The following is a 25,490-nucleotide window of genomic DNA, read 5'->3' as shown; positions in this document are numbered from 1 at the left end:
AATCCTCGGGCCATGCTGACCCGAAGTTTGGGCTTACTTTTCCTGTTCGGTTTTCTTCTCCGGCTTTTCGTGTTCCTTCTGCTGACCCTTCCAGTCGTCCAGCAGCTTGATGATCTGGTCCTTCATTTCCCGCGGCGTAGTTTCCTTGCCGAAATACTTGCTCAGTTCCGCACCTGTCAAAATCACTTTGTCTACCTCCTTTTTGTCCTCCATCATAATGCCGTCGATCACATCCCCGTTGAGCAGCTTCTTTTCGTCCAGCTCACGCATACGCTTTGCCTGCGCCTGTGAAGGCGAGGACTGCTGGCTGTCAATGGCGACGGCGATATAGTTCTGGTTCTTCTTGCCGATATAGGAAAGCTCCACCGCCGTAGTAAAACCCAGCTTTTTTTCATCCATCAGCTTCATCAGGTCGGGAACCAGCTCATTGAGACGGATATACCGCTGCACCTGCTTGACCGCCATCTTATTGCGCTCGGCCACGATCTCGTTGGAGCGTTTGCCTGCGTCCTTCGGGTCAATCTGGCCCGAAGTGCGGGAGCCCTGGTGCTTGATAGCCTCAAGCTGCATTTTCAAGGCTTTGGCCCGCTCACTGGGGAGGATTTCTTCACGCTGGTTCAGATTGTCCTCGACCATCTGTGTGATGGCTTCATCGTCTGTCAGGTTTCGGACGATACAGGGCATATCCGCATACCCGGCAAGCTCGCTGGCTTTCTGGCGGCGGTGGCCGGACACGATCTCATAGCCGCCATCCTCACGGGGACGGACGATAGCGGGCTGAGTCACGCCCTTGTCCTTGACGCTGGACACCATAGCCCGCATTTCTTCATCATCCCGGACTTCAAAGGGATGGTTTTTGAAGGCGTAGAGCTCGTTCAGCTTGATATAGACGATTTGCTCCTTGCCCCGGCGTGGTGCATCCTTCGGCTTTTCGGGTTCCTTCGGAGTGGGAGCGGTCTGCACCGTTGGAGCCGTTTTTTTCTCCGGTTCCTTTTTGACCGCCTTTTCCGGTTTCTGTGCGGGAGTTTTGGACTTCGAGGCTGCGTCCTTGTCCTTATCTGCTTTCGGGGGACGGCCCCGGCGCTTCGGCTGTTCCGGCTCTTTGGGTTTTTCCTCCGCTTTCTTCGGAGCCTCCGGCTGCTTTTCCGGTTTCTCCGCTTTTGCCGGGTCAGGCTTTTCCCCGCCGGGAGCTGCCGCCCGTTCCTCGGCTTTCTTTTCCTTCATAATTTCAGCGAAGTTATAGACAGAAACCTGTGGGTTCTTTACCTCTGGTTCCGTCTTTTTTTCCGGCTCCGGGGAAACGGAAACTTTCTCCGGCTCTTTTGGGGGAGTAGGCGGTGTTTCCTTGCCCGGCCCGCTATCCGTTACCGGCTGTTCCGGCGTTTTTGTGGTTTTATCATCTGCCATAAGCATTTACCTCCTGTTTTTGGGCATGAAAAAAGGGGCTCGACTTTTCAGTCAAGCCCCCGTGGGAAGTTCCTCCTTTCTCCGCCATGATACAAAAATACCGCCCGTAGTCTCGTTTGGGCGGTACTTTGTGTAAGATTGGCAGTCCATTATTAAGTTTTTTATTATGTTCCCTTTGTACACCGTTGCAATAGTTGTTTCAGGATCAAAACGATAACCATTTTCTTTACGTGAAGCAATCTTAATTAAAGATGGCATAAGATGTTCTTTTCCAATGGCTTCTCCAATGATTTCTTCACTATCTACGCCATTCATTAAAGACATGACAATTGTATGATCATCAACGATCGTTTGAATAGATTTTAAGGCATCTTTTAAAGCACCATATTTTAAAGAAACAATCAATAAATCCACTCCATGTGCTTCTGTCGGTGACCATACTTCAGGATAATACATTTGATCATTGATCAAACATCCCTTTTGTAGACGTTTAGCACGTTCCCCTTCGCCAATAACACCTAATTTTACTTTTTTATCTAGTCCCCAAATAATATATGAACCTACTGCTCCAGCACCTAAAACAGCAATTGTTTTTATTTCCATTTTTTCATTCCCCCATTTATTTTTCTATATTGTAGCACAAAATTTATAAGTTAAAAATGTGTACAGCAATATTGAAATAAACAAGAATAGAACATGTATCTACAATTGTTGTAATAAGTGGTGAAGCCATAATTGCTGGATCTAAACCAATTTGATTGGCAACTAAAGGAAGAATACAACCAATTAATTTAGATAAAATAACTGTTACAATTAAAGATAAAGCAATCACAAAAGCAATATTAAGGTCTTGATACATCACATAAATTCTAAGTCCATTCGCAATTGCTAAAATCACCCCTACTACTAATGCAATTCTAAATTCTTTAAACATCACTTTAAAAATTTTTTTAAAACGAATTTCATTTAAAGCAATCCCTCTAATAATTAAAGTAGAACTTTGAGAGCCACAATTTCCTCCCGTATCCATTAACATAGGAATAAATGAGACTAATAAAGGAACTGCTTGAAAAGCATTTTCATATCTTGTAATAATACTTCCTGTAAGCGTTGCAGAAAACATCAATACAAGTAACCAAATAATACGATGTTTAGCATGTTCAAAAACAGATGTTTCAAAATAACTTTTATCATGTGGTTCTACAGCAGCCATTTTAGAAATATCTTCACTTGTTTCATCGACCATAACATCCATGACATCATCAACTGTTACAATTCCTACAAGCATTTTTTCATCATCTAAAACAGGTAAAACAACTAAATCATATTTTCTAAAAATATTAACAACTTCTTCTTGATCTGTATGAGTATAAACATATTGAAAATCTTCTTTCATAATTTCATCAATACTTTTATTTTCATCATTTAATAAAATATCTTTCGTCGAAACAATTCCTATTAATTTTTTATCTTGACAAACATAACTTGTATAAATGCTTTTACAATGATTTCCATTTTGTTTAATATAATTTAAAGCATCTTCAAGTTGAGTTTCTTTCTTTAAAGAAAGAAATTCAGTAATCATAATTGTTCCAGCACTATCTTTAGGATAACTCAAAAGTTGATTGATGACTTGTCTTTGATTTTCATCAACATGTTTTAAAAGTCTTGTTACTAAATTTGCAGGTAATTCTTCGATTAAATCTACAAGATCATCCATATATTGATTTTCAATCAATGATTCTAACTCTTTTTCACTAAACAATTCTACAAGTTGACTTTGCGTTTTAATATCCATATTTGAAAATACTTGTGCTGCTTTCTTTTTAGAAAGTAAACGAAAAGCAATAGCACAATCATCAATTTCTATTTGTTGTAAAAGATAAGCTATATCGACAGCATTGTTTTCTATTAATAAAGTATGTAATTGTTTGTATTGTTTTGTATTTAATAATTCTAGCATTAATTCTTTTTTCATTTTTATATTTCCTCCTTCTTTGAATTTGCCTTTGACAACCCTCGTCCATATAACTCACCTCACAAAAAAAAACATCGCTGCTTGAGCGATGTTCTATTCTTCATTTCATCCGTTCAAGCTTTAGTATCACAGGGCATATCAATTACATTAAACAAAGCCTTTGCGACTTTATCTGCTAACCAGCGCATTGTGTCTCCACAATTTTGCGGCAGTAATCTTAGGATATCCAAATCCCTGCGGTAACCTCACCTACCGTTGTTTATTCAATTCATGTTCATTATATTTATTAAAATACACTTGTCAATAAAAATTTATCTTTCTCTTTTGATTTTAATACTTGCAGCAACAATAAGTCCTATTCCCGTCATTAGTCCTAATGCTAGATCAATAAAATCCATTTGACTTTGTAAACCTATCCATTTACCTAGCCATATTATTACTAATAAAAAACCTAATATTAGTACAAATACCAACCCTTTTTATTCATAAGTATCTCCTTAAATTAGAATAACGATCTAATAATTATTGATTATTTAATTCTTCTAAGCATAAATTTTGATTATGCATCTTTTGCGCATTTTCTTTGCCAACATATCTAAAAATATTACAACTTTCTTTTTGTGTAATTGTTACTTTATCACTTGGATACCTTAAAACATATCCATATTCATAACTATGTTCTAAAAGCCATTGATAAACATCTGTTGAAACAAATTCAACATCTTTTATCCCATTTACTTTTAAAGAAACAGATGTTCCTAATTGAAATTCACTATATCCAGCTTGTGACGTATTTTCTTCTAAATTTAAAACATCATAGCTTTTATAAGCACTTGTCACTAAAAATCTTTTTTTAGTATTTTTATATAAATCATCATACATTTGTTTTAAAGCATTATAAGCTTCTTCATTTAAATACATGGAATAAGATAATCTTGAAATATTTTCAATCATTGTCATATGTTTAGATTCATAACCACCAATAAAAGTTGTATCATCAATTACTTGAGACATTGTATCTATTTTATATAGTCGAGAAGCATTCGCTTTTAATTCTGTATTCATCAAAATATAAAGACCTTGTGCATCATACGTACTTACCATTTCTTTAAAGAGCTTATATGTATCATCTTTTTCATTTTCCAAAGTATTTACATAATTATTTGTAAGTATAATATAACTATAATCATCATCACTATAAAGTGTCCTTAACAATTGATAATAACGCACATTATCAAAATCAAAATACGTACTTTTTTGATAAGCATAAAATAAATCATTTTTAATTAGTGTTTTAAAATATGTATCTGTTTGCGTTCCAAATTCTACTGTAAGACGATCAACAACACTATTGACATCATTAATTAAATTTTCTAATGAATCATATTTTTTAGCTTCTTTTAACTCATTATAATATTGATAATATTGTAAATGAAATTGATCATATGTAATATAATCAATAAACTCATCTACTGATATTCCATGATCAATTAAATAATCCTGTTCTTCTTTATCTAAATACTTTTCTATTAAAGATCGATTATCATTATCTATACCATTTACTCGATAAAAACGATCATATTTCATATTTAATGATGTAAAAGCAAATAGAAAACATAAGGTTGCTAGAACATAAAGATGCCAGCTTTTTAATTTCATCTTCATCACCATCCCTATTATATAGAATTATAGAAAAAAAATAAAGGAATTAGCTAAAGCTGTAATTCCTTTAACCTAATCAATTCAAATACTGCTTGTATACGCGATTTTACACCTAATTTTTGAATTACATTTGATATATGATTTCTCACTGTTTTTTCACTAATATTTAACTTTCTAGCAATATCTTTTGTAGAATAATTCTTGACTAATAAATGAAATATTTCTTTTTCTCTTGGGGTTAATATAATATTCATAGTCCACTTCCTTAATAGTAGTATATGAAAATTATATTATTTGGTGTTTTGTAAAACAGTAAATAAATTTTTTGCCACTTCTTTAGGTAAGACTTCTTCTAATTGTTCAAGCGTCGCTTCTTTTAATTTTTTAACAGAACCAAAATGTTTTAATAATTCTTTTTTACGTTTTGGTCCAATACCTTCAACATCATCTAAAATAGACTGAAATAAAGATTTAGAACGAACATTTTTATGAAATGAAATCGCATAGCGATGGACTTCATCTTGCATACGTGTTAGTAAAAAGAAGAGTTCACTTTTTTTATCAATACTAATTTCATTAAAGTCACTATCAATTAAAACAGCAGTTGAATGATGATCATCTTTGGCTAGCCCACATACTTTAATACCAATATTTAAGCTATCAATGACTTCTTTTGCAACTTTAATCTGTCCTTTACCACCATCAACAATAATCAAGTCTGGTTTTTTTAATCCTTCTACAAGTACTCGATAATATCGACGATAAATAACTTCTTTCATACTACCGTAATCATCTGGTCCTTCAACTGTTTTGATTTTAAATTTACGATAATCTTTTTTAGAAGGTACTCCATCAACAAAGCAAACCATTCCTGCAACCGCATAAGCTCCTTGGATATTAGAGTTATCAAACAATTCAATTCTTCTAGGAGTAACCATATTTAATTTTTCTCCTAATTGTTTAATAGCACCTACCGTTGCCTTTTGATTCTTTTCAATCAATAAAAATTTCTTTTCTAAAGCTTCTTTTGCATTATTTGTTGCCATTTCTACAAGTTTTGCTTTTTGACCTTTTTGAGGTTTAATGATCTTGCATTCAACTATTTCTTCTAACAAAGTTGTATCAATATCCTCTGGTAATAGAATCTCTTTAGGATATGTATTTTCTTGATAAAAACCAACAATAAATTGTGTAATTTGTTCATGGACATCTTGTAAAGGTACTAGATTTAAATCTCTTGCAAGTAATTTTCCATTTCTCATAAAGAAAAGTTGTAAAGAAAGATACCCTTTATCTTGATAATAGCCAAAAATATCTCGATCAATTTGATCGGCAAATTGAACATGTTGTTTACTTGTAACATGATTGATATGCTGAATCAAATCACGGTATTCTTTTGCAAGTTCAAAATTTAAACTTTCTGAAGCTTGCATCATTTTATTTTGTAAATCATCGATGATTTCTTTGGTATCTCCTTGAATAAACTGTGTAATTTGTTTGGTTATTTTTTTATATTCTTCTTCATCTACTTCATTGACACATGGCCCTAAACATTGATTCAATTGATAGTAAAGGCATGTTTTTTTTGGAATATGATTACATTTTCTTAGAGGATACAGACGATTTAATAATTTAAATGTTTCTCTAGCTGCTGTACCATCTGGAAAAGGGCCAAAGTGTTTATGTTTTTTATCCTTAGCGTTTCGAACGATTTTCAATCGTGGGTGTCTTTCTTTTGTTAATTGGATATATGGATAATATTTATTATCCATAAAACTAATATTGTATTTAGGTGCATAATCTTTAATTAGATTGATTTCTAATAAAAGGGCTTCCTTTTCACTATCTGTCACAATATATTCAAAATCAACAATTTCTTGAACAAGCTTTGTTGTTTTATAATTATGACTTCCTACAAAATAAGAAGAAACCCTATTTTTTAATTTTTTTGCTTTTCCAACATAAATCACCGTACCATCTTTATCTTTCATTAAATAACAGCCTGGTTGCATTGGTAAAAGTGATAGCTTATCTTTAATATATTGAAGATCCATTATTCAAAATATACCACTGTTGCACCTAATCCACCTTCATTTGGTCCACCATCTTGATAAGATTTTACATATTTATTTTTATCCAATAACTTTCGAACACCTTTTCTTAAAACACCTGTTCCCATTCCATGGATAATTCGTACTGTTGAATAATTTGATACGAGTGCTCCATCAATAAATTTATCTACTGCATTCATTGCTTCTTCATAACGCATACCAATAATATTAAGTTCATAACTTTGTTTATTAGCTCTTCGTAATGAACGGATATTAGATGTTTCTTTCTTTTCTGGAACTTTTTCATGCATAAATTGAACTTCTGTTTTTTTAGCATTCAATTTTAAACCACCCATTGAGATCGTCAACATTCCTTTTTTATTGATGTCAACAACTTCTCCTTGTCGATTGACAGATAATACTTTAACAATATCACCTATTTTATAATCATGATCTTCATGGTTTTCAACTTGTTTCTTTTGATGTTTTAAATCACCTAATTGTTTTTTAGCTTGAATAACTTGATGCGGCTTAATTTGTCCTTGTAATTCTTTTAAAATTGCATCTGCTTTATTTTGTGCTTCTTCAAGAATCTTATTCGCATCGCTTTGAGCCTCTTCAATCATTTTTTCTTTTTTAGATTGATAATTATCAATCAATTGTTGATAATGCTTTTCTTTATCTGCTGTTTCTTTTTGTAATTTTTCAAGAGCTTCTTTTTCTTGTAAAACAGCTGATAATTCTGATTGTAATTTTTCTAATAACTTTTGTGATGTTGTCATACTTTCATCTTTGATGATGAAAGCATGTTGAATAATGTCTTGATTTAAACCTAAATGTTTTGAAATTTCAATAGCATAAGAATTTCCTACGCTACCATCCAATAAACGATAAGTAGGTTGCATTTTTTCTTGATCAAATTCAACCGAAGCAATCTTAATATAATCTGATTCTTTCGCAAATTCTTTTAATGCACTATAGTGAGTAGAAGCTAAAATATAAGCACCTTTTTTATGTAAATAAGTTAAAATAGCTTCTGCTAAACTTTCACCTTCTTTAGGATCAGTTCCTGAACAAATTTCATCAATTATAACCAAACTATTTTTTGTCGCATATTGCGTAATAAAAACCAATCTTTTCATATGCGATGAAAAAGTAGAAAGCGATTGTTCAATAGATTGTTCATCTCCTACATCTACAAAAACATCATCAAATAATGGAAGTTTCGCTTGAGTGACAGGAATTGGAAGTCCACAAATAGCCATTAAAGAAAGTAAACCCGCTGTTTTTAAAGCAACTGTTTTACCTCCTGTGTTACTTCCACTAATGAGTAAAATATCTTGTGGTTTCTTTAAAACAATATCATTAGCAACAACTTCTTTTTGATCAATCAAAGGATGTCTCGCTTTAAGTAACTCAATTTCCTGACAATTTTCATCAACAACTGGCATCACCATATCTAACTTTTTGCCATATTCACTAATAGCAAAAACAGCATCCATTTCTATCATGATTTCTAAATCTTCATTTAAAACACGATCATAACTTCTTACCTTTTTTGTTAGTTCTAATAAAATACGATGAATTTCTAGTTGTTCATCTTGTTTAATTTGTGAAAGTTGATTGTTGTAAGAAACAATTTCTTCTGGTTCTACATATGTTGTTCTTCCTGAAGAAGAATGTCCATGATGAATTCCCTTGATTTGAGTTTTATAAGAAACATTGACAGGTAAAACAAAATGATCATTTCTTGTTGAAATAACATCATGAGATAAATAATCTTTATTTTGTGCTCTTAATGATTCAATTTTCTTTCTCATATTGGCTTCAATCGCTGAAATTTGTCTTCTTAAACGATAAAGCTCATGACTTGCATGATCATAAATATTTCCACTTGGATCGACGCATTTTAAAATTTCATTATATAAATCTTTAGGTAAATAAAGTAATGAAAGTATTTCAAGTAAATGACTTTGTTCAATTTCTTGATCCAAATAAGTTTGTACCTCTTGTACATTTTTTAATATTTGTACGATTTTTAATAAATCTTGAGGATAACAAACACCACCTTTTTGTGCTTTTTGAAGTATTTCTTTAATATCTTCATAAGGGGCTAAAGGAATACGTCCATAAGCATAGATGATTTTCATAGCACTTGAAATATCATCTTGATAGAGTTTTAAATCATCTATATCTTGAAAAGGCTGTATTTGATCAATTCGCTTTTTAGCCATTTCACTAAAACAATAGTTTTTAATATAATCTTGAATAAATGAAAACTCCAATGTTCGATAACTCTTTTTCATTTCTAATGTCCTTTCGTTAAAAGATTGATATCAATATCATAATTTTGACATAAAGAAGATATTCTTTGATAATCTTCTTGATCTACTGTTTGTAAATCTATTTCACTATAATAGTTATAAATAAAATCTTTTATTGTTTCATCATCTAACCATTTATTTTGACTTGCTTCTTCTATAAAATTTGTCACCATAGATACTTGTTTTTCATCAGATAAAGAAACATCTAGATGTGTTAATTGATTTAAATCTTTAAAATCAGCAATAGATGAAAAATAATGAGGCATGGTATCAATTATAAAAGAGCCTATATACGTTTGTTCAATTGTTTCTTTTCCTTGATTGATAAAAGGAATAAAAATCATTGAAAGAACAAAATATACAATAATGATTCCTTCAATAATTGATAAAATCAAACCTAATAAATGATCTAATAATTTTGTCATTTTTAATAAAGAAACAATTTTCTTTAAAAACGGTTTTAATAAAACACCAATTCCCTTTAAAATGAAATAACCAACAATAAATAAAATAACAGCAACTAACAATTGATTGACCTTTATACCAATTGGTTCTAATAAACCTTCTAATTGATAAAGTGTAATCAATTTAGATAAAGGAAAAGAAAAATTAATTGTTAGAAAATAAGCTATAAAAAGACTAAAAAAGTCATAAAGTCGAATAATGAATCCTTTTAGATAACCAATAAATGTATATATAATAAGGAATAGACCTATAATTATATCGATTATGTAGGGATTATTTAATAAAGCCATAAATACCTCCTTGCAATTATTGTATCAAAACAAAAATATAGTGTCAAAATTTGAAAAATATGCTATAATTAGTATATATGGTAGGAGGAAAGAAATGACATGAATGTAGCAAATAATAACAAACCAATGAATATTATGGATATGCATGTTGAAAACTATGCCCCTTTAAGTAATGGTGGTCCATCAAACCAAGAAAAACAATATTATCCTTATTCTCACATTGGCTGTGATGAAACAGGATCAGGTGATTTTTTTGGACCATTATGTGTTGTTGCATGCTATATCGATGAACGTGATTATGATTGGTTAGCGAGCTTAAATGTTCGTGATCCTAAACTCATGACACCTCAAGAAGTTATTGAAATTGCTAGAGAGATCAAAGATCGACTTGTTTATAGTTTGTTGATTCTTGACAATTCTCACTACAATCAAATGGCAGCTGCTGGTAATAATCTAGCAAACATTAAAGCAAAACTTTATAATCAAGCCGTTACAAATGTAATGCAAAAAGTTGCAATGAAAGTTGATAAAAAAGTCGTAAATCAATTTGTTTCACCTAAAACGTATTATAATTATTTAAAGAGTGAAGTAATCGTTGTTAAGGATTTATCTTTTGAACAAAAAGGAGAAGAACAATACTTTGCAATTATGTGTTCGTCTATTCTTTCAAAATATGCCTTTTACCAATATTTTAATAACATGTCTAGAAGCTTGAAAGTGAAATTGCCTCGTGGTAATACAAGCTCAGTTGTCAATCATGTTGCTGTAAGTATTGCTAAAAAGTATGGTAAAAAAATGTTACTTAAAGTAACAAAAACTAATATGACTAATTATAAGCGTATTAAAGATGTAATTTAAGGTCTTCCAAAGAAGACCTTTTTATTTTATAAACTATTTAATTCAAATGCTGGAATTTTTGTGTATTTGACACCCGCGGCATCTAACATACGTTTTGCAGCACGATCACTGTCTGTTCCATTATATTTATCATCTTCATAAATAATTTCTTTAATACCACTTTGAATAATGGCTTTCACACATTCATGACATGGGAATAAAGAAACATAGATCGTACATCCTTGTAAATGAGAAATACTATTTAAGATGGCATTCAATTCTGCATGAACAACGTAAGGATATTTTGTATCATACAAATCTCCTTCTCTTGCTGCCCATGGAAACTGATCATCTTCGCATCCCCATGGAAGTCCATTATATCCTACTCCTACGATCTTATTTTCTGGAGAAACAATACACGCTCCTACTTGTGTATTAGGATCTTTTGAACGATAAGCTGAAAGCTTAGCAACTCCCATAAAATATTGTTGCCAACTAATAATCTTTTTAGACATTTTATTCTCCTTTCAATTCATCAAGTTTTGCTTGAAAATAATCAGGTAAAGGACATTCAAACTCTAAATATTCACCTGTAGTAGGATGAATAAATCCTAATTTTTTAGCATGTAAGAATTGTCCATGACTTTGATCATCTTTTTTCTTTCCATACTTAGGATCTCCATAAACTGGATAACCAATATAAGACATATGCACCCTAATTTGATGCGTTCTTCCTGTTTCAAGTCGACATTCAATTAAAGACATATCATCATATCTTTCTAATACTGTAAAATTAGTAATTGCTTCTTTACTGTTATTTTTTGTGACAGCCATTTTTTGACGATCATTGACATCTCTACCAATTGGTGCATTGACTTTACCATGAACATGTGGAATAACACCATGAACTAAAGCCACATAACGACGTGTAACACTATGTTCTTTTAACTGTTCACTCAATGATTTATGAGCTTTATCATTTTTTGCTACCATTAATAAACCACTTGTTTCTTTATCTATACGATGAACAATACCAGGACGATTCACACCATTGATTCCTGATAAATCTTTACAATGATAAAGTAAAGCATTTACTAAAGTACCACTATAAATTCCCACACTTGGATGAACGATCATCCCTGAAGGTTTATTGACAACGATAACATCTTGATCTTCATAAACGATATCTAAAGGAATATCTTCTGGTAAAACATCCATCTCCTTATTATCAGGAATCGTGATTTCAATAGCATCATTCATTTTAATTTTATAACTTGCTTTTTCAATTTTTCCATTTACAAGAACATGCCCTTCTTTAATATATTCTTGAATAAGTGTTCTTGATAAATCAGAAATTGAATTCATAATAAACTTATCTAAACGTACATTTTCTTCATTAATCTCTAATTTTCTTTTTTCCATTAATATAATCCTCAAATATAATCTCTAAAATAATCAATCCTACTCCTATTACTACTGCCATATCAGCAATATTAAAAATAGGAAAATCATAACCAAAAATAATAAAATCAATAAAATCTCTAACATATCCAAAATAAAGACGATCTGTTAGATTTCCAACAAGACCTGCAAAAGTTAAAACAATTCCATAACGTGTTAATCTTTGAGCTTTGGTTGTCTTACTAAAGTAATAAAACATAAAAATTGCTGCAGCAAGCGAAACAACTACAAACAAACTAATATGTCCTGATAACATTCCCCAAGCTGCTCCTTGATTATGCGAATATGTATAATAAAAGAAATTATCAATAATCGCTTGCGATTGCCCTAGCATCATCGAAGAAGACACTAATATTTTTGTAAGTTGATCTCCAATAACAACCACCAAAAAAGTAACAATATATAAAACCCAATTTTTCTTACTTATATTTTTCATCTAATCACCAAGGACATTATACAATAAAGCTTTTTAAAATCCTAGTATGACTTTTTTAAATATGTAGTATTTAAAACCATTTCAAATAGTTTATATTGCAAAAAAATATAATAATCTATAAAATAAATATGAGGTGAAATTATGAATAAAGAAACACTAGAAACTCTTGTTGAAAAAGAAAGTCAAAAAAGTTCTATTACATCTAAAGATATTCCTGATTTAGATCTCTATATGGATCAAATTATGACTCTTTTTGAAACCCATCTAGCAAATCATAAAAAAAATGAAGATGATAAATTACTTACTAAAACCATGATCAATAATTATTCCAAAGCAAAAGTCATTACGCCTGTAAAAGGGAAAAAATACACTAAGGAACAAATCATTCAAATGTTGATCATCTATCAATTAAAAAATAATCTTTCCATTCAGGAAATTAAAGATCTATTGATACCTATTTATGAAAATAACGATGATTTATCAAATCTTTATGATCATTTTATAGATATTAAACACTCTTTAAATTCCCAACTTCAAAAAATGATTCAAAAAATAATGGATGATTATCAATTAAAAATTGAAAACTATCAAGACTTATTTTTATTGGTAGCTATTTTATCTTCATTAAGTCATTCGCTAACAAATATTGCGGAAATGCTTATTGAAACGAAAGAGATATAGTTTAAAACAATAGCCAACTTTTATTTTTTCTTCGTTTACTATCTATTTATTTTTCTATATAATGTATAAAAAAAGCGAGGTACTATATGAAAATTAATGAATTATTAAAGAAAAGACCAACATTGTCTTTTGAAATATTCCCACCAAAAAATAATGAAAATGATATCACATCTATTTATGCAACCATTGATGAACTAGCAAAAATGAATCCTGATTTCATTTCTGTCACTTACGGAGCTAATGGTTCTACATCTAAAAATACATGTAAGATTGCCTCAACCATTAAAAATAAATATGGTATTGAATCTGTAGCTCATTTAACATGTATGAATAATACAAAGGATGAAATCAAAGAAATTCTAGAAGAACTTAAAGAAAATGGTATTGAAAATGTCCTTTCTTTACGTGGCGACTACCCTAAAGATGGTGATGGTATTAATCATGGTGATTTTAAATATGCCAGTGAATTAAATGAATTCATTGAAGAAAACTTTCCTAATGATTTTTGTTTATCTGGTGGATGTTATCCAGAAACACATTATGAAGCTAAAAACTTTGAAGAAGATCTTTTAAACCTAAAGAAAAAAGTCGATGCTGGAGCTAAATATCTTGTTACTCAAATTTTTTATGACAATCAATATTATTATCGTCTAGTCAGAGAAGCAAGAAAAATTGGAATTCATGCCCCTATTCTTGCAGGAATTATGCCTGCTCATAATCCAAAACAGTTAAAAAATATCGCAAAAATGTCAAATTGTTCTGTTCCGTTTGATTTAGCAGCTATGATTGATCGTTTTGCTGGAAATCCTAAAGCGGGAAGGGAAGTTGGTTTACACTATGCAACGTATCAAATCATCGATTTAATGACTCATGGTGTAGATGGAATACATATTTATACAATGAATAAACCAGAGATTGCAAAAGAAATTTTAAAAAGAACAGAATATATTCGTGATGAATTTTTCAAAGATTAAAGAAAATGCTTTAAAGTATTTAGGATATCATCATCAAATACTTGATGAAAAAATGAATGTTTTGATTGATGAATGCATAGAGGAAATTGAAAAAATGAGTTCTTTTAGAGCAACTTATCGTAAATTTCCTCTTTCTTTTCATCCTTTAAGAATTGATGAAATTTCTTTAAATCTCGATTATCCAGACTTGAATAATTTATTTCAAAATTGTCATGATGTTGTTATTATTGGCTGTACTTTAGGCCTGCAAGTTGAAAAAAGATCTCATTATTACAGTCATATCGATATGACCAAAGCAACTATTTTTGATGCCGTTGCAAGTAGTTTTTTAGAAGTGCAATGTAATGAATATGAAAATGAACAACTGATTGGTAAAAGAACGTTTCGTTTTTGTCCAGGTTATGGTCGTGTCCCTATTGAACTCAATAAAGAGCTTGCTTTCGTTATCGAAAGTTCTAAAAAAATTGGTTTGACGGTTCAAGAAAGTAATATTTTATTACCGCAAAAATCAATGATTGGTTTGATTGGTTTAGGTGATAACAGAAAAGAAAAAACATGTCAGAATTGTTTACATATAAAAGATTGTAATTTTAGAAAGAGAGGTCAAACATGTTACGCGAAAGATTAAATAAAGATCTTCTTATTTTTGATGGTGGTTTTGGTTCACAACTTCAAGAACTAGGAATGAAGGCTGGAGAAATTCCAGAATATTATAATATTGAACATCCTGAAATGATTATTGATATCCATCATCGTTATTTAAAAGCAGGCGCTGATTTTATTACAACCAATACATTTGGCGCAAATCCCCTTAAATTAGAACAACATAAATATAGTTATCAAGAAGTGATTTTAGCGGCTATTCAAAATGCAAAAGAAGCTAAAAAAATCAAACCTGATGCTTATATTGCTTTAGATATTGGACCTATTGGTAAACTTATGGAACCGATGGGAACTTTAACTTTTGATGAAGTTTATCAAAGCGTTAAGCAAATGGTAGAACTTGTAAAAGAGGATATTGATGTTGTTTTATTTGAAACAATGACAGATATTTATGAATTAAAAGCGAGTATTTTAGCCGTTAAAGAGTGTAGTGATCTTCCTGTTTTTGCAACAATGACCTTTGAAACAAATGGTCGTAGTTTATCAGGCTGTGATCCTCTTACAATGGTCAATGTCTTAGAAGGATTAAAAGTGGATGCTTTAGGGATCAACTGTTCTTTAGGACCAAATGAAATGGCTCCAATTATTGAAAGCATTTTAGAAAGTACCTCTTTTCCTGTTATGATTCAACCAAATGCAGGTCTTCCTCTTTTAGAAGATGGACAAACCGTTTATCCAATGAAAGCAGATGAATTTATTGAGGCAATCGTTCCTCTTGTCAAAAAAGGAATCGCTATCGTTGGTGGATGTTGTGGAACAACCCCTGAATTTATTCAAAAATTAAAAGAAAACTGCCCAACAACAGTGACTCCAAGAGAAGTTTCTTTGTTGACACGTGTCTCTTCAGGAACAACAACTGTTGAATTTGGAAAACATGTTGTTGTTTGTGGAGAAAGATTAAATCCAACAGGAAAGAAAAAATTAAAAGCTGCTTTAAAAGAAGAACGTTATGATGAACTTGTTGTAGAAGCCATCAAACAAGAACAAGCAGGAGCTCATGTTTTAGATGTCAATGTCGGTTTACCTGGTATTGATGAACCAAAAGTGATGAAGCATGTTATTAAATTATTACAAGAAGTTATTCAACTCCCTTTACAAATTGATAGTTCTAATTTCCAAGCAATTGAAGAAGCTTGTCGTTATTATAATGGAAAACCACTTATTAACTCTGTCAACGGGAAAGATGAAACCATGGAAGCCGTCTTCCCTGTTGTAAAAAAATATGGTGGTGTTGTCATTGGCTTAGCCTTAGATGAAAATGGCATTCCTCCAAAAGCTGAGCAAAGATTTGAAATCGCTAAAAAAATCATTAATAAAGCAAAAGAATATGGCATTGATAAAAAAGACATTATTATTGACTGTCTTGTTTTAACCGCTTCTGCCCAACAAAAAGAAGTTATGGAAACAGTCAAAGCTGTTTCTATGGTTAAAACATTGGGTGTCCATACTGTTTTAGGAGTAAGTAACGTTTCTTTTGGTTTACCAAATCGTCCTTTACTTAATAAAACATTCTTAGCAATGGCCATGTCGGCAGGACTTGATTTACCAATTATCAATCCATTAGATCAAGAATTAATGAATACAATCGACGCCTTCAATGTACTTTATAATTATGACCGAGACGCTACAAACTACATTCAAAAACAAGCACAAAACCAAGTCGTTTTACCAAAACAAACAACATCCTTTTCTTTAAACGATGTTGTCTTACACGGTTTAAAAGATGAAGTCAAAAAAGCAACAGAAACAGCCTTAGAAAGTCAAGATGGACTAACAATCGTCAATGACATTTTAATTCCTGCTCTTGACCAAATTGGAAAAGACTATGAAACAGGTAAAATCTTTTTACCTCAATTGATCCAATCAGCAGAAGCAAGCAAAATTGCATTTGATGTGATCAAACAAACATTTAAAACAACGAAATCTTCTAAAGGTCCTGTTTTAATTGCGACTGTCCATGGTGATATCCATGATATTGGGAAAAATATTGTAAAAGTTGTTTTAGAAAGTTACGGTTATCAAGTCATTGATTTAGGAAAAGATGTGCCTGCAGAGGTCGTTTTAGAAGCCTATCATAAGCATCATCCTAAAGCTATTGGTCTTTCAGCTTTAATGACAACAACGGTTGTTTCAATGGAAGAAACGATTACTTTATTAAAGCAAGAAGAAAACATGTGTCCAATCTTTGTTGGTGGTGCCGTATTAACAGAAGATATCGCACAAGATATTCATGCGGATCACTATACAAAAGATGCCATGGCTGCCGTCAATTTACTTAATGAAATTGTACATTAAAAGGAAGTTTATTGAAAACTTCCTTTTACTATATGATTTAAAATTTGTCCACAAACATAAGCATCATCATAAGCACGATGCGCATTTTCATTTTTTATATGTAAATAATGAGCAATCGTTCCTTGTTTATAATTATAAGGTCCATGAATATATTTTCTTGATAATTGTAAGGTATCTACATAACAGATCTTTCCTGTTAATTGAAGCCGATCAAATGTTTTCTTTAAAAACGACATATCAAATTGAGCATTATGAGCACAAACAAGAACTTCTCCTTGAAGCGCTTCTTTCATAAACTCTTGAAACATTTTATACGCTTTTTCTTCTCTTGGTTGGTTTTCTAACATTTCATTAGTAATATGTGTTAAATTAGAAATAAACTCAGAAACTTCTACTTCTGCATTAACAAGTGTATTAAATTTTTGAACAGCTTGTCCATTTTCAAAAAGAACAGCTCCTAATTCAATAATTCTTTCCTCTTTTGGATTCAAACCTGTTGTTTCTACGTCAAAAGCAATAAATCTTTTTTCTAATTGTTTTTTGATATCTTGATCATATTTTACTTTAATAAGTTCTAACATCTTATAATCTCTCTAAAAAATGAATTAATCTTTGATAACATTTATAAAATGAATTCATATTTAATCTTTCATCGGGTGTATGAATATCAAACATATCTGGACCTAAAGTAATAATATCTAAATCTTGAAGTGCCCCTTTGAAAATACCTGTTTCAAGACCACTATGTGTTCCTTCTTCTTTTAAAGTGATTCCTTCTGTTTCTTTAACAAAATCAACATATTGTTTTCTAAGTTTTGAACCTTCATCGTAATTCCATCCTGGATAGTTATTATCTAAAACATATTTTGCCTTAAACATTGAAGCAATTAAACTCAATTTGTTTGATAATTCATCTTTAGCTGATTCCATTGGTGAACGAATTGAAAAATAAATATTGAATTTTTCATTCATTTCCACTACACCCATATTTAAAGAAATATTGGTAAGATCCATTTTTAAAGATTTATGCATAAAACCATTAGGCATTAAATACATCATTGAAATAATATCTTGGCTTTCTTTAACTGAAATCACTTCATTTAAAGAATCTACTTTTTCTAAACGAACAAATATATGTTTATCACTTTCTTTTAATTCTTCTTTTAAATCATTTTCTACTTTTAAAACAACTTCTTTGATTTTTTTAAAATCATCATTTGAAGCAAAGACACTGACACATTCTCTAGGAATCGCATTATCTTTTAAACCACCTTTAAAACTTCCTAATAAAAATTCAATGTTATTTAAAGAAAGATGATAATAGACACGTGTCATAATCACATTAGCGTTTCCTCTTTCTAAATGAATAACGCCTCCTGAATGTCCACCTTGTAAGCCACCCACATAAAGTTGATAACAAGGTGATTCGTTTTTTAGATAAGAAAGTCCTTTTTCAACAACAGCTCTTCTTCCTCCAGAACAGCTTACAGTAATAATTTTTTCTTTCCCTCTATCAAGTCCAATCATCTTTTTCGCTTTTAAAATACTTTTATCAAGACCCATTGCTCCATTAAGTCCTACTTCTTCTTGAACGGTAAAAACACATTCTAAAGCTGGATGTTTTAAGCTTTCATCATCTAGTAAAGCAAGCATATAACAAACACCAACACCATCATCCGCTCCTAATGTTGTTTTATTGGCATGTAAAAAACCATCTTCTTCAATAAGTTCAATAGAATCTTTTGAAAAATCATGATCACTATCATTATTTTTTTCACAGACCATATCCATATGTCCTTCTAACATGACTGTTTCATGATCTTCATAGCCTTTTGTTGCTTCTTTAAAAAGCACGATATTATGCATTTTGTCCCTTACATATTTTATATTTCTTTCTTTTGCAAAGTTTTCCACATAATCACAAATTGCTTTTTCATTGTAAGATCCTCTTGGAATCTTTGAAATTTCTCTAAAATAATATTCTACTTTTTCCATATATATTCCCCTATACTAATGTTCTATTCATCCATTTATTGGATTTATATCTAATCATAAAACAAATTGACCTAAAAATCCAGTCAACAATCATAGCCCACCAAACACCAATGACACCCATGTGTAAATACAAAGCAAAAACATAGCTTAAAGCAAAACGGAAAGTCCACATTGAAAATGTAGAAACGATCATTGTAAAAGTTGCATCATTGGCTGCACGTAAGGCATTTGGGAAAGAAAATGCCATTGGCCAAACAAAGAAATCAAAAACGCAGTGAAGAGAGACCATGGAAACCGCTAAATTAGCAGTATCTTGTGGTAAAGCATAAAATCTTAAAATATATCTAACCCCAACAAGTAAAATACCAGCCGATATAATCGTAGAAATATAAGCAATAATCATCAGTTTTTTCGTATAATATTTAGCTTGCTGATAATCATTAGCCCCAATACATTGGCCTACAACTGTTAAAATAGCAAGTCCTAAAGCCATTCCTGGAACAACGGCAATAGACGTTAAACTAAAGGCAACAGCATGTGCTGCAATGGCAGCTGTTCCAAAAGTTGAAACAAGTCGTTGAACAAGGATTTTCCCCATTTGAAACATTCCATTTTCTAAACCATTTGGAATACCAATTTTTAAGATTCTTTTGACAGTTGAAAAATCAAACTTATATTTTAAATACGTATCAATATGTACAATATGTTCTTTATTTAATAACATATATAAAATAATAAATGAACAGAACATTCTTGAAAGTAAAGTAGCAATTGCTGCTCCTTTGACTGACATATTTAAAATAAAAATAAAGAAGTAGTTTAAAACGATATTTCCAATATTCATATAAAATGAATTTGTCATAGCCACTTTACTATTTCCCATTGATCTAAATAAAGCAGCCCCACCATTAAATAAACCAATAAAAGGATAAGATAAGGCTGAAAAGAAAAAATAAGTTCTTGCATAAGCCATCACATCACTTTCAATATGTCCAAAAATCAAATTCAATAAATTCCCATTGAAAATCATACATAAAACCATAATAACAAGCGATAAACCTAAGATGGTAAATAAGAGCTGTTTGGCACTATGGCAAGCCATCTTTTCATCTTTTTTACCAATATATTGCGAACAAACAACAGCTCCTCCTGTAGCTAGTGCCGAAAAGATATTGATAATCAACACATTTAACCCATCGACAATACTCACTCCTGAAACTGCACTTTGCCCGCATTGGGAAACCATCATCGTATCAAAAATCCCAATTGTCAATGCTAATACCTGTTCAATAATTAAAGGTATTATCAATTTTTTTAAATCTCTATTACTAAATAACAAAATAATCACTTCCTCGCATCTATTATATACCTCTTATTTATTCTCGTTTTATGCTTTCAAAAAATGAAAAAAATCTAATGCATGTTGCGATCTCGCCAACAATCATTAGATCTAGAACTTCCATCATTATAAATAATATAAGGAACTGCCCTTCTTCTTTCATAGCCTTCTTCATTTTTTAATAAATCTTGAATAATTGAAAGACGTTTGTTCCCGTCTTTACAATAATATTGACCATCAATAATATTAACTTTAATAGGAAAAGATAAACCTATTCTCTTTATGGAATCATACATTGACTGAGGATAAGGACAATACTCAAAATTTATTTCTTGAAAATTTATTTTTCTAATTCTCATTTAATATTAAATTCCTTTTCAAAGAAATCTGCAATACCATCTTCATCCACTGTTAAAGTCACTGTAGAAGCATGTTTTTTAACTTCATCATCCGCATTGCCCATCGCAACAGAAGTTCCTACAAGATGAAACATTTCAATATCATTTTCACCATCACCAAAAGCATAAGTATTTTCTTTTGGAATATTTAATTTTTGATATAAATACTCACACGCTGTTCCTTTTGTGTAACCTTGAGGATGTACATCCATACGAATATGTCCTGTATCATAAGCATTGATGGACCATTCTTTTGGTAACATATCTAAGGCTTCATGTAAGTCTTTTGCATTATAGAAAAGCGCTGTTACTGTATTGGCTTTAATATCTTGAAAACGCCAATCATCATTATACTCTTCAGGTAATTTATCTGTCCCATTATAAAGTCTTAAATGTTTTTTGATGAGTTCTCCATCTACATCACTGAAATAACTTGTCGCTCTTTCACTGATAATATATTGACCATTGGTTGCTTCATAAACACTATTTTGTAAGTTTAAATCTTTCACACTAAAAACGTTATTTAATAAAACTTCTTGATGAAATTCAATATAGCCTCCATCACAACCAATAAAGCCATCAAAAGGAATTTCGTCTAAACATTCTGGTTTAACCCCTCTTGCACTCGCTACAACAATATAGTTTCCTTGTTTTTGAAATTCTTTTAAAGCATGAATTGTTTTATCTGTTGGTTTTAATAATTGATGAGGAACATTGATCATCGTTCCATCCACATCAAAAAATGCAATTTTAGTCATGTATATGCTCCCTTATATATTTTTCTACTTCTTCTTGATCAGAAAAATGAATCTTTTCTGTTCCAATAATTTGATAATCTTCATGACCTTTTCCTAAAATCATTAAGATATCGTTTTCTTTTAATAAACTCATTCCTTTAGCAATCGCTAGATGACGGTCATTGATGACCTCATAATCACCACTAACACCTACTAAAATATCATTAATGATTTTTTGAGGGTCTTCTGTTCGTGGATTATCATCTGTAATAATGACATGATCACTATGTTTACAGGCAATTTCCCCCATGATTGGTCGTTTTGTCGTATCACGATCTCCCCCACAACCAATAATCGTAATAATTCTTCCTTTTTTAAATTCTTGAGCACTTTCTAAAACATTTAAAGTGGCATCAGGGGTATGGGCATAATCTACAAAGATACCATTTGTACCATAAACGATTAACTCCATTCTTCCTTTAGGTGCTTTGAGTTTTGTATTTAAGGCTAAAATAGCATCAATTCCATATCCTAATTCATGAATTAAAAGCATCGCTGTAAGATAGTTATAAACATTGTATCTTCCTACCATTTGAATATGTGTTTGATATTCTTTTTCTTGATATTTAAAGGTAAAGGTTGTCCCTAAGTGAGAAAATTCAATATTTTGAATAAGAACATCACCTTTTTGATCAGAAATCAAAAGATTTTGATTACCTTCTAATTCAAAATGTGAAGCATGTGGATCATCACCATTTATGACAGCAATTTTCTTTCCTCTGGTCTTTTTAAATAATAGTTGTTTGGCATTCGCATAATTTTCTAATGTTTTATGAAAATCCAAATGATCTTGTGTTAAGTTTGTAAAAGCAACTTCATCAAATTCTAAGCCATGAATACGATCTTTCGCAAGTGCATGTGAAGAAACCTCCATCACAAGTACTTTACACCCCGCATCTTTTGCTTTAATAAAATAATCATAAAGTACATCTACATCAGGTGTGGTATTAACCATTTTAATAAAGTTCCCACAATAATAAAAACCAATTGTTCCCATATAAGCACAAGGAATATCAAGCATCGTCATCATTTGATACATCATATAACCAATCGTTGTTTTCCCATTTGTACCTGTAACCCCTATTAATTTCATATCTTTGAAATAAGGATAATAATGTTCATACAAATAATCTTTTAAATATGCTCTTGTATCTTCAACAACAATGGTTTCAACATCATAGTTTCCTTCTTCTACAATGACTTTCGTTGCTCCATTTTTAATAGCTTGAGGAATGTAATCATGACCATCACGATTAACATTTCTAATCGCAATAAAAGTATCTCCTGGTTTTACTTTACGTGAATCTGTTTTTAAATCTATTTCCATAGTAATCTCCTTAATAAACTAATTGAATTTTTTTATGTAAACATTTTAAGTGATATGTTCCTGGTTCATATTTTTCACCATCAATATTAACATATTGATTGGTTTTGACCCAAACATCATCTTCTTTAAAATGTTGAAATTTTTTTGTTTTATGTAATGTATTGGTGATCAGTCCTTTTAAATAATATGGTAATTCTTTTTTAGATATTTCTGGTACCACCGATATATCAATCATCCCATCTTCTAAAGATGAATAATAACCAGCTTGATAGCCACCCCCAAAATAATGACCATTACAAAAGGTACAAATCAAAACATTACCTTGATAAATATCTTTATTATATGTATAAATATCGGTTGGATAAAATTTTAAATGAAAAATCTTATTTAAAATCGTTAAACTATATTGCATAATTCTTGGAAATAAGGTTGTCTTACGATTTGTATTCACTAGATTTCCAACATCAGCATCTAAACCACAACAAAAGACATTGATACAATATAAATCTTCTTTGCATTGAATCACATCAATTGCTTTGGCTTGCTTATTTAATGACTCTTTAAAAATCTTTATCGCATCTAAATTTTTGTAGATGCTTCTAGCAAAATCATTACCTGTTCCTTGCGGAATGACAACGAGTTCATGAAAAGATCCTACCATGCCATTGACCACCTTATGAACAAAACCATCGCCACCTATCGCATATAAACGACAAACTTCCTTTTCATCTTGATAAGATAAGGCTATCTTTCTTGCATCATCTAAATCTTTGGTATAGCGTAATTCATAACGTTTTCCTTGCATCATTGTTACTATACAATTAATCAAACTTTTAGAAGTATCTGGTTTTAATATAAAGATATGTTTCATGTTTATCACCTTATCCATTATAACATAAAAGAGAGTGCAATTAACACTCTCCATCTTATCTTCTTTTCTTATTCTTTCTATAAAGACAACAAATAATAAAAGCAATAATTAAAATAGCTACAACAATAGCTTTATTAAAAACTTCAACCGGTTCAAAAAAAACACCAATACTTCCTGATAAAAAAATCATCCCTAATAAATACATTATAAATACAATAATAAGAGCCTTTTTCATAATAACCTCCATATAAAAACAATTGATCTATGATTAATGTATCATAAATCTATCGTTCTTTCATTATTTATAACTTAAATGACATCTTTCAAACATAAATGACATTCTATCTATTAATTGATGAAGCAATTTTATGATAAGTATGTCTTTTACCACGAATCGCAATTGATAATGCCATAATATTTTCAGGTAAGGCAATACCACAGAATCCTGCATCTCCAATATGTTGAATATCAATTCCACATCTTTTATTTAATAAAGCAATTTCACGAATTGTTCCTTCATCTGCACCTTCTTGGCTTGTACCAATCGCACTTAATGATAAAGCCCCATGAGCTTTAATATAACGACAAGCTTCAGTCACTTCTTGTTCAGATAAACCTGGAACTGTATTAACTGCTGGCATTAAAATAACATCTGCCCCTGCTTCAATGAACTCTTTGATACTATTCATATCAACGATTGGTTCATCGATTCCAGCTGCATGCATTTTCCCTGCAATAATTAATCCTTTAAAATATTTTTTAGCTTCTTTAATTGCTTCGCAAATTGAATGATTTGAAACTCCAACTCCTGGATTTCCTGTTAAACAAATAAAGTTGAAACCTAATTCTTGAGCTTTAATATAAGTTTCTTTTCTTGCTTGTCTACCTGTAGAAATCACACGTCTTTCTTCCATTAATTCAGCTTCTAAATCAACTGGTTCTAGGTTACATCCAATTGGACGACCAACGATTTCTTTTAATTTTTCTACAGGATTATCACATTCTGGTAACCCTTTGATTTCTGGGTTATTACAATCAAAACAATTTAATAAAACCATGTCACTTCCAAATGAAACAGCAAGTTCAGCATTTGTAAGATCTCCTAATAAAGGTTCAATCGCAACAACTGTTTCTGTCATCACAGTTCTTCCTTCACTAGCAAGAATAGCTTGTTTTAATTCTTGTCCATCCATTTTCAACATTTCACTACTTGTACAACTTAATAATCTTTTCATTTCT

General features: G+C 31.0%; 26 protein-coding genes and 1 riboswitch. Of the genes, 5 read left to right on the top strand and 21 right to left on the bottom strand.

Going from position 1 to position 25,490, the window contains the following annotated elements:
• Positions 1-33: 33 nt before the first annotated feature.
• From LJD34_RS01000 to LJD34_RS00960, 9 genes are all read right to left on the bottom strand, one after another.
• Positions 34-1,407, bottom strand: a complete 1,374-nt coding sequence (locus LJD34_RS01000) for a ParB/RepB/Spo0J family partition protein (protein ID WP_227358974.1) — start codon at positions 1,405-1,407, stop codon at positions 34-36.
• Positions 1,408-1,458: 51 nt separating this feature from the next.
• Entirely contained in the window at positions 1,459-2,010 is a 552-nt protein-coding gene (locus LJD34_RS00995; protein WP_227358973.1) for a ketopantoate reductase family protein, read from the bottom strand.
• A gap of 43 nt (positions 2,011-2,053) precedes the next feature.
• Complete coding sequence (gene mgtE / locus LJD34_RS00990; protein WP_227358972.1) at positions 2,054-3,385, bottom strand: magnesium transporter; 1,332 nt, start codon at positions 3,383-3,385, stop codon at positions 2,054-2,056.
• Between the two features lie 100 nt (positions 3,386-3,485).
• Positions 3,486-3,649: riboswitch (M-box (ykoK) riboswitch) on the bottom strand.
• A gap of 47 nt (positions 3,650-3,696) precedes the next feature.
• Entirely contained in the window at positions 3,697-3,858 is a 162-nt protein-coding gene (locus LJD34_RS00985) for a hypothetical protein (protein WP_227358971.1), read from the bottom strand.
• Between the two features lie 49 nt (positions 3,859-3,907).
• Positions 3,908-5,044 (bottom strand): D-alanyl-D-alanine carboxypeptidase family protein, encoded by a 1,137-nt coding sequence (locus tag LJD34_RS00980; RefSeq protein WP_052010896.1) that lies wholly within the window; start codon positions 5,042-5,044, stop codon positions 3,908-3,910.
• A gap of 53 nt (positions 5,045-5,097) precedes the next feature.
• Positions 5,098-5,301: a helix-turn-helix domain-containing protein gene (locus LJD34_RS00975; protein WP_022002747.1), complete on the bottom strand. Its 204-nt coding sequence runs from the start codon at positions 5,299-5,301 to the stop codon at positions 5,098-5,100.
• Positions 5,302-5,337: 36 nt separating this feature from the next.
• A complete protein-coding gene (gene uvrC, locus LJD34_RS00970) occupies positions 5,338-7,101 on the bottom strand; it encodes an excinuclease ABC subunit UvrC (RefSeq protein ID WP_227358970.1) in 1,764 nt (587 codons plus the stop codon).
• Positions 7,101-9,404 carry an endonuclease MutS2 gene (locus tag LJD34_RS00965; RefSeq protein ID WP_227358969.1) on the bottom strand — a complete coding sequence of 768 codons (2,304 nt, stop codon included), beginning with the start codon at positions 9,402-9,404 and terminating at the stop codon, positions 7,101-7,103. Before LJD34_RS00965 ends, uvrC begins: the two co-directional genes overlap by 1 nt.
• Positions 9,405-9,406: 2 nt before the next feature.
• Positions 9,407-10,177, bottom strand: a complete 771-nt coding sequence (locus LJD34_RS00960) for a CvpA family protein (protein ID WP_032090382.1) — start codon at positions 10,175-10,177, stop codon at positions 9,407-9,409.
• Positions 10,178-10,276: 99 nt separating this feature from the next.
• Here LJD34_RS00960 and rnhC point away from each other — a divergent pair, with 99 nt between their 5' ends.
• A complete protein-coding gene (rnhC, locus tag LJD34_RS00955) occupies positions 10,277-11,035 on the top strand; it encodes a ribonuclease HIII (RefSeq protein ID WP_227358968.1) in 759 nt (252 codons plus the stop codon).
• Between the two features lie 26 nt (positions 11,036-11,061).
• On the opposite strand, the gene LJD34_RS00950 is transcribed toward rnhC, so the two are convergent.
• From LJD34_RS00950 to lspA, 3 genes are read right to left on the bottom strand one after another with little or no spacing between them, the layout of a single operon-like run.
• Positions 11,062-11,529, bottom strand: coding sequence for a deoxycytidylate deaminase (locus tag LJD34_RS00950; protein ID WP_022002752.1), 468 nt, complete (start codon positions 11,527-11,529; stop codon positions 11,062-11,064).
• Position 11,530: 1 nt separating this feature from the next.
• Entirely contained in the window at positions 11,531-12,436 is a 906-nt protein-coding gene (locus tag LJD34_RS00945; protein ID WP_119363577.1) for an RluA family pseudouridine synthase, read from the bottom strand.
• Positions 12,411-12,911: a signal peptidase II gene (lspA, locus tag LJD34_RS00940; RefSeq protein ID WP_022002754.1), complete on the bottom strand. Its 501-nt coding sequence runs from the start codon at positions 12,909-12,911 to the stop codon at positions 12,411-12,413. Before lspA ends, LJD34_RS00945 begins: the two co-directional genes overlap by 26 nt.
• A 141-nt stretch (positions 12,912-13,052) precedes the next feature.
• Here lspA and LJD34_RS00935 point away from each other — a divergent pair, with 141 nt between their 5' ends.
• The 4 genes from LJD34_RS00935 to LJD34_RS00920 all read left to right on the top strand — a co-directional run bounded on the left by LJD34_RS00935 (position 13,053) and on the right by LJD34_RS00920 (position 17,524).
• Positions 13,053-13,592 carry a DUF1836 domain-containing protein gene (locus LJD34_RS00935; protein WP_227358967.1) on the top strand — a complete coding sequence of 180 codons (540 nt, stop codon included), beginning with the start codon at positions 13,053-13,055 and terminating at the stop codon, positions 13,590-13,592.
• An 86-nt stretch (positions 13,593-13,678) separates the two neighbouring features.
• Entirely contained in the window at positions 13,679-14,566 is an 888-nt protein-coding gene (gene metF / locus LJD34_RS00930; RefSeq protein WP_227358966.1) for a methylenetetrahydrofolate reductase [NAD(P)H], read from the top strand.
• Complete coding sequence (locus LJD34_RS00925; RefSeq protein WP_227358965.1) at positions 14,547-15,194, top strand: vitamin B12 dependent methionine synthase; 648 nt, start codon at positions 14,547-14,549, stop codon at positions 15,192-15,194. Before metF ends, LJD34_RS00925 begins: the two co-directional genes overlap by 20 nt.
• The gene (locus LJD34_RS00920; protein ID WP_147579611.1) at positions 15,176-17,524 is read left to right on the top strand and encodes a homocysteine S-methyltransferase family protein; all 2,349 of its coding nucleotides are present in this window, start codon (positions 15,176-15,178) and stop codon (positions 17,522-17,524) included. Before LJD34_RS00925 ends, LJD34_RS00920 begins: the two co-directional genes overlap by 19 nt.
• A gap of 8 nt (positions 17,525-17,532) precedes the next feature.
• On the opposite strand, the gene LJD34_RS00915 is transcribed toward LJD34_RS00920, so the two are convergent.
• The 9 genes from LJD34_RS00915 to LJD34_RS00875 all read right to left on the bottom strand — a co-directional run bounded on the left by LJD34_RS00915 (position 17,533) and on the right by LJD34_RS00875 (position 25,486).
• Positions 17,533-18,105 (bottom strand): PolC-type DNA polymerase III, encoded by a 573-nt coding sequence (locus tag LJD34_RS00915; protein WP_147579610.1) that lies wholly within the window; start codon positions 18,103-18,105, stop codon positions 17,533-17,535.
• A gap of 1 nt (position 18,106) precedes the next feature.
• Positions 18,107-19,519, bottom strand: a complete 1,413-nt coding sequence (gene pepD, locus LJD34_RS00910; protein ID WP_032090391.1) for a beta-Ala-His dipeptidase — start codon at positions 19,517-19,519, stop codon at positions 18,107-18,109.
• Between the two features lie 10 nt (positions 19,520-19,529).
• On the bottom strand, positions 19,530-20,867 hold the full coding sequence (locus tag LJD34_RS00905) for an MATE family efflux transporter (protein ID WP_318532707.1): 1,338 nt from the start codon (positions 20,865-20,867) through the stop codon (positions 19,530-19,532).
• A 65-nt stretch (positions 20,868-20,932) separates the two neighbouring features.
• A complete protein-coding gene (locus tag LJD34_RS00900) occupies positions 20,933-21,217 on the bottom strand; it encodes a hypothetical protein (RefSeq protein ID WP_032090393.1) in 285 nt (94 codons plus the stop codon).
• Positions 21,214-22,014 carry an HAD family hydrolase gene (locus tag LJD34_RS00895; protein ID WP_227358963.1) on the bottom strand — a complete coding sequence of 267 codons (801 nt, stop codon included), beginning with the start codon at positions 22,012-22,014 and terminating at the stop codon, positions 21,214-21,216. The genes LJD34_RS00900 and LJD34_RS00895 overlap by 4 nt, the downstream gene beginning before the upstream one ends.
• Positions 22,007-23,380: a UDP-N-acetylmuramoyl-L-alanyl-D-glutamate--2,6-diaminopimelate ligase gene (locus LJD34_RS00890; protein WP_227358962.1), complete on the bottom strand. Its 1,374-nt coding sequence runs from the start codon at positions 23,378-23,380 to the stop codon at positions 22,007-22,009. Before LJD34_RS00890 ends, LJD34_RS00895 begins: the two co-directional genes overlap by 8 nt.
• 10 nt (positions 23,381-23,390) lie before the next feature.
• On the bottom strand, positions 23,391-24,251 hold the full coding sequence (locus LJD34_RS00885) for a diacylglycerol/lipid kinase family protein (protein ID WP_052010897.1): 861 nt from the start codon (positions 24,249-24,251) through the stop codon (positions 23,391-23,393).
• Positions 24,252-24,306: 55 nt separating this feature from the next.
• Complete coding sequence (locus LJD34_RS00880; protein ID WP_227358961.1) at positions 24,307-24,486, bottom strand: hypothetical protein; 180 nt, start codon at positions 24,484-24,486, stop codon at positions 24,307-24,309.
• Between the two features lie 106 nt (positions 24,487-24,592).
• Positions 24,593-25,486 (bottom strand): PEP phosphonomutase, encoded by an 894-nt coding sequence (locus LJD34_RS00875; protein WP_032090397.1) that lies wholly within the window; start codon positions 25,484-25,486, stop codon positions 24,593-24,595.
• Positions 25,487-25,490 lie beyond the last annotated feature (4 nt).

The organism is Faecalibacillus sp. MSK20_93 (genome assembly GCF_020589945.1).
GTDB classification, from domain to species: Bacteria; Bacillota_I; Bacilli_A; order Erysipelotrichales; family Coprobacillaceae; genus Faecalibacillus; species Faecalibacillus intestinalis.
This window is presented reverse-complemented; position numbering and strand designations above follow the sequence as displayed.

Bases quoted from the DNA above. Each gene is read 5' to 3' on its own strand.
- LJD34_RS00895 (WP_227358963.1), bottom strand. From the start codon at position 22,014: ATGACTAAAATTGCATTTTTTGATGTGGATGGAACGATGATCAATGTT.
- mgtE (WP_227358972.1), bottom strand. From the start codon at position 3,385: ATGAAAAAAGAATTAATGCTAGAATTATTAAATACAAAACAATACAAA.
- LJD34_RS00900 (WP_032090393.1), bottom strand. From the start codon at position 21,217: ATGAGAATTAGAAAAATAAATTTTCAAGAAATAAATTTTGAGTATTGT.
- rnhC (WP_227358968.1), top strand. From the start codon at position 10,277: ATGAATGTAGCAAATAATAACAAACCAATGAATATTATGGATATGCAT.
- LJD34_RS00915 (WP_147579610.1), bottom strand. From the start codon at position 18,105: ATGTTAGAACTTATTAAAGTAAAATATGATCAAGATATCAAAAAACAA.
- LJD34_RS00880 (WP_227358961.1), bottom strand. From the start codon at position 24,486: ATGAAAAAGGCTCTTATTATTGTATTTATAATGTATTTATTAGGGATG.
- LJD34_RS00965 (WP_227358969.1), bottom strand. From the start codon at position 9,404: ATGAAAAAGAGTTATCGAACATTGGAGTTTTCATTTATTCAAGATTAT.
- lspA (WP_022002754.1), bottom strand. From the start codon at position 12,911: ATGAAAAATATAAGTAAGAAAAATTGGGTTTTATATATTGTTACTTTT.
- uvrC (WP_227358970.1), bottom strand. From the start codon at position 7,101: ATGGATCTTCAATATATTAAAGATAAGCTATCACTTTTACCAATGCAA.
- LJD34_RS00890 (WP_227358962.1), bottom strand. From the start codon at position 23,380: ATGGAAATAGATTTAAAAACAGATTCACGTAAAGTAAAACCAGGAGAT.
- LJD34_RS00935 (WP_227358967.1), top strand. From the start codon at position 13,053: ATGAATAAAGAAACACTAGAAACTCTTGTTGAAAAAGAAAGTCAAAAA.
- LJD34_RS00925 (WP_227358965.1), top strand. From the start codon at position 14,547: ATGAATTTTTCAAAGATTAAAGAAAATGCTTTAAAGTATTTAGGATAT.
- LJD34_RS00920 (WP_147579611.1), top strand. From the start codon at position 15,176: ATGTTACGCGAAAGATTAAATAAAGATCTTCTTATTTTTGATGGTGGT.
- LJD34_RS01000 (WP_227358974.1), bottom strand. From the start codon at position 1,407: ATGGCAGATGATAAAACCACAAAAACGCCGGAACAGCCGGTAACGGAT.
- LJD34_RS00950 (WP_022002752.1), bottom strand. From the start codon at position 11,529: ATGTCTAAAAAGATTATTAGTTGGCAACAATATTTTATGGGAGTTGCT.
- LJD34_RS00945 (WP_119363577.1), bottom strand. From the start codon at position 12,436: ATGGAAAAAAGAAAATTAGAGATTAATGAAGAAAATGTACGTTTAGAT.
- LJD34_RS00975 (WP_022002747.1), bottom strand. From the start codon at position 5,301: ATGAATATTATATTAACCCCAAGAGAAAAAGAAATATTTCATTTATTA.
- LJD34_RS00980 (WP_052010896.1), bottom strand. From the start codon at position 5,044: ATGAAATTAAAAAGCTGGCATCTTTATGTTCTAGCAACCTTATGTTTT.
- LJD34_RS00875 (WP_032090397.1), bottom strand. From the start codon at position 25,486: ATGAAAAGATTATTAAGTTGTACAAGTAGTGAAATGTTGAAAATGGAT.
- LJD34_RS00885 (WP_052010897.1), bottom strand. From the start codon at position 24,251: ATGAAACATATCTTTATATTAAAACCAGATACTTCTAAAAGTTTGATT.
- LJD34_RS00960 (WP_032090382.1), bottom strand. From the start codon at position 10,177: ATGGCTTTATTAAATAATCCCTACATAATCGATATAATTATAGGTCTA.
- metF (WP_227358966.1), top strand. From the start codon at position 13,679: ATGAAAATTAATGAATTATTAAAGAAAAGACCAACATTGTCTTTTGAA.
- pepD (WP_032090391.1), bottom strand. From the start codon at position 19,519: ATGGAAAAAGTAGAATATTATTTTAGAGAAATTTCAAAGATTCCAAGA.
- LJD34_RS00995 (WP_227358973.1), bottom strand. From the start codon at position 2,010: ATGGAAATAAAAACAATTGCTGTTTTAGGTGCTGGAGCAGTAGGTTCA.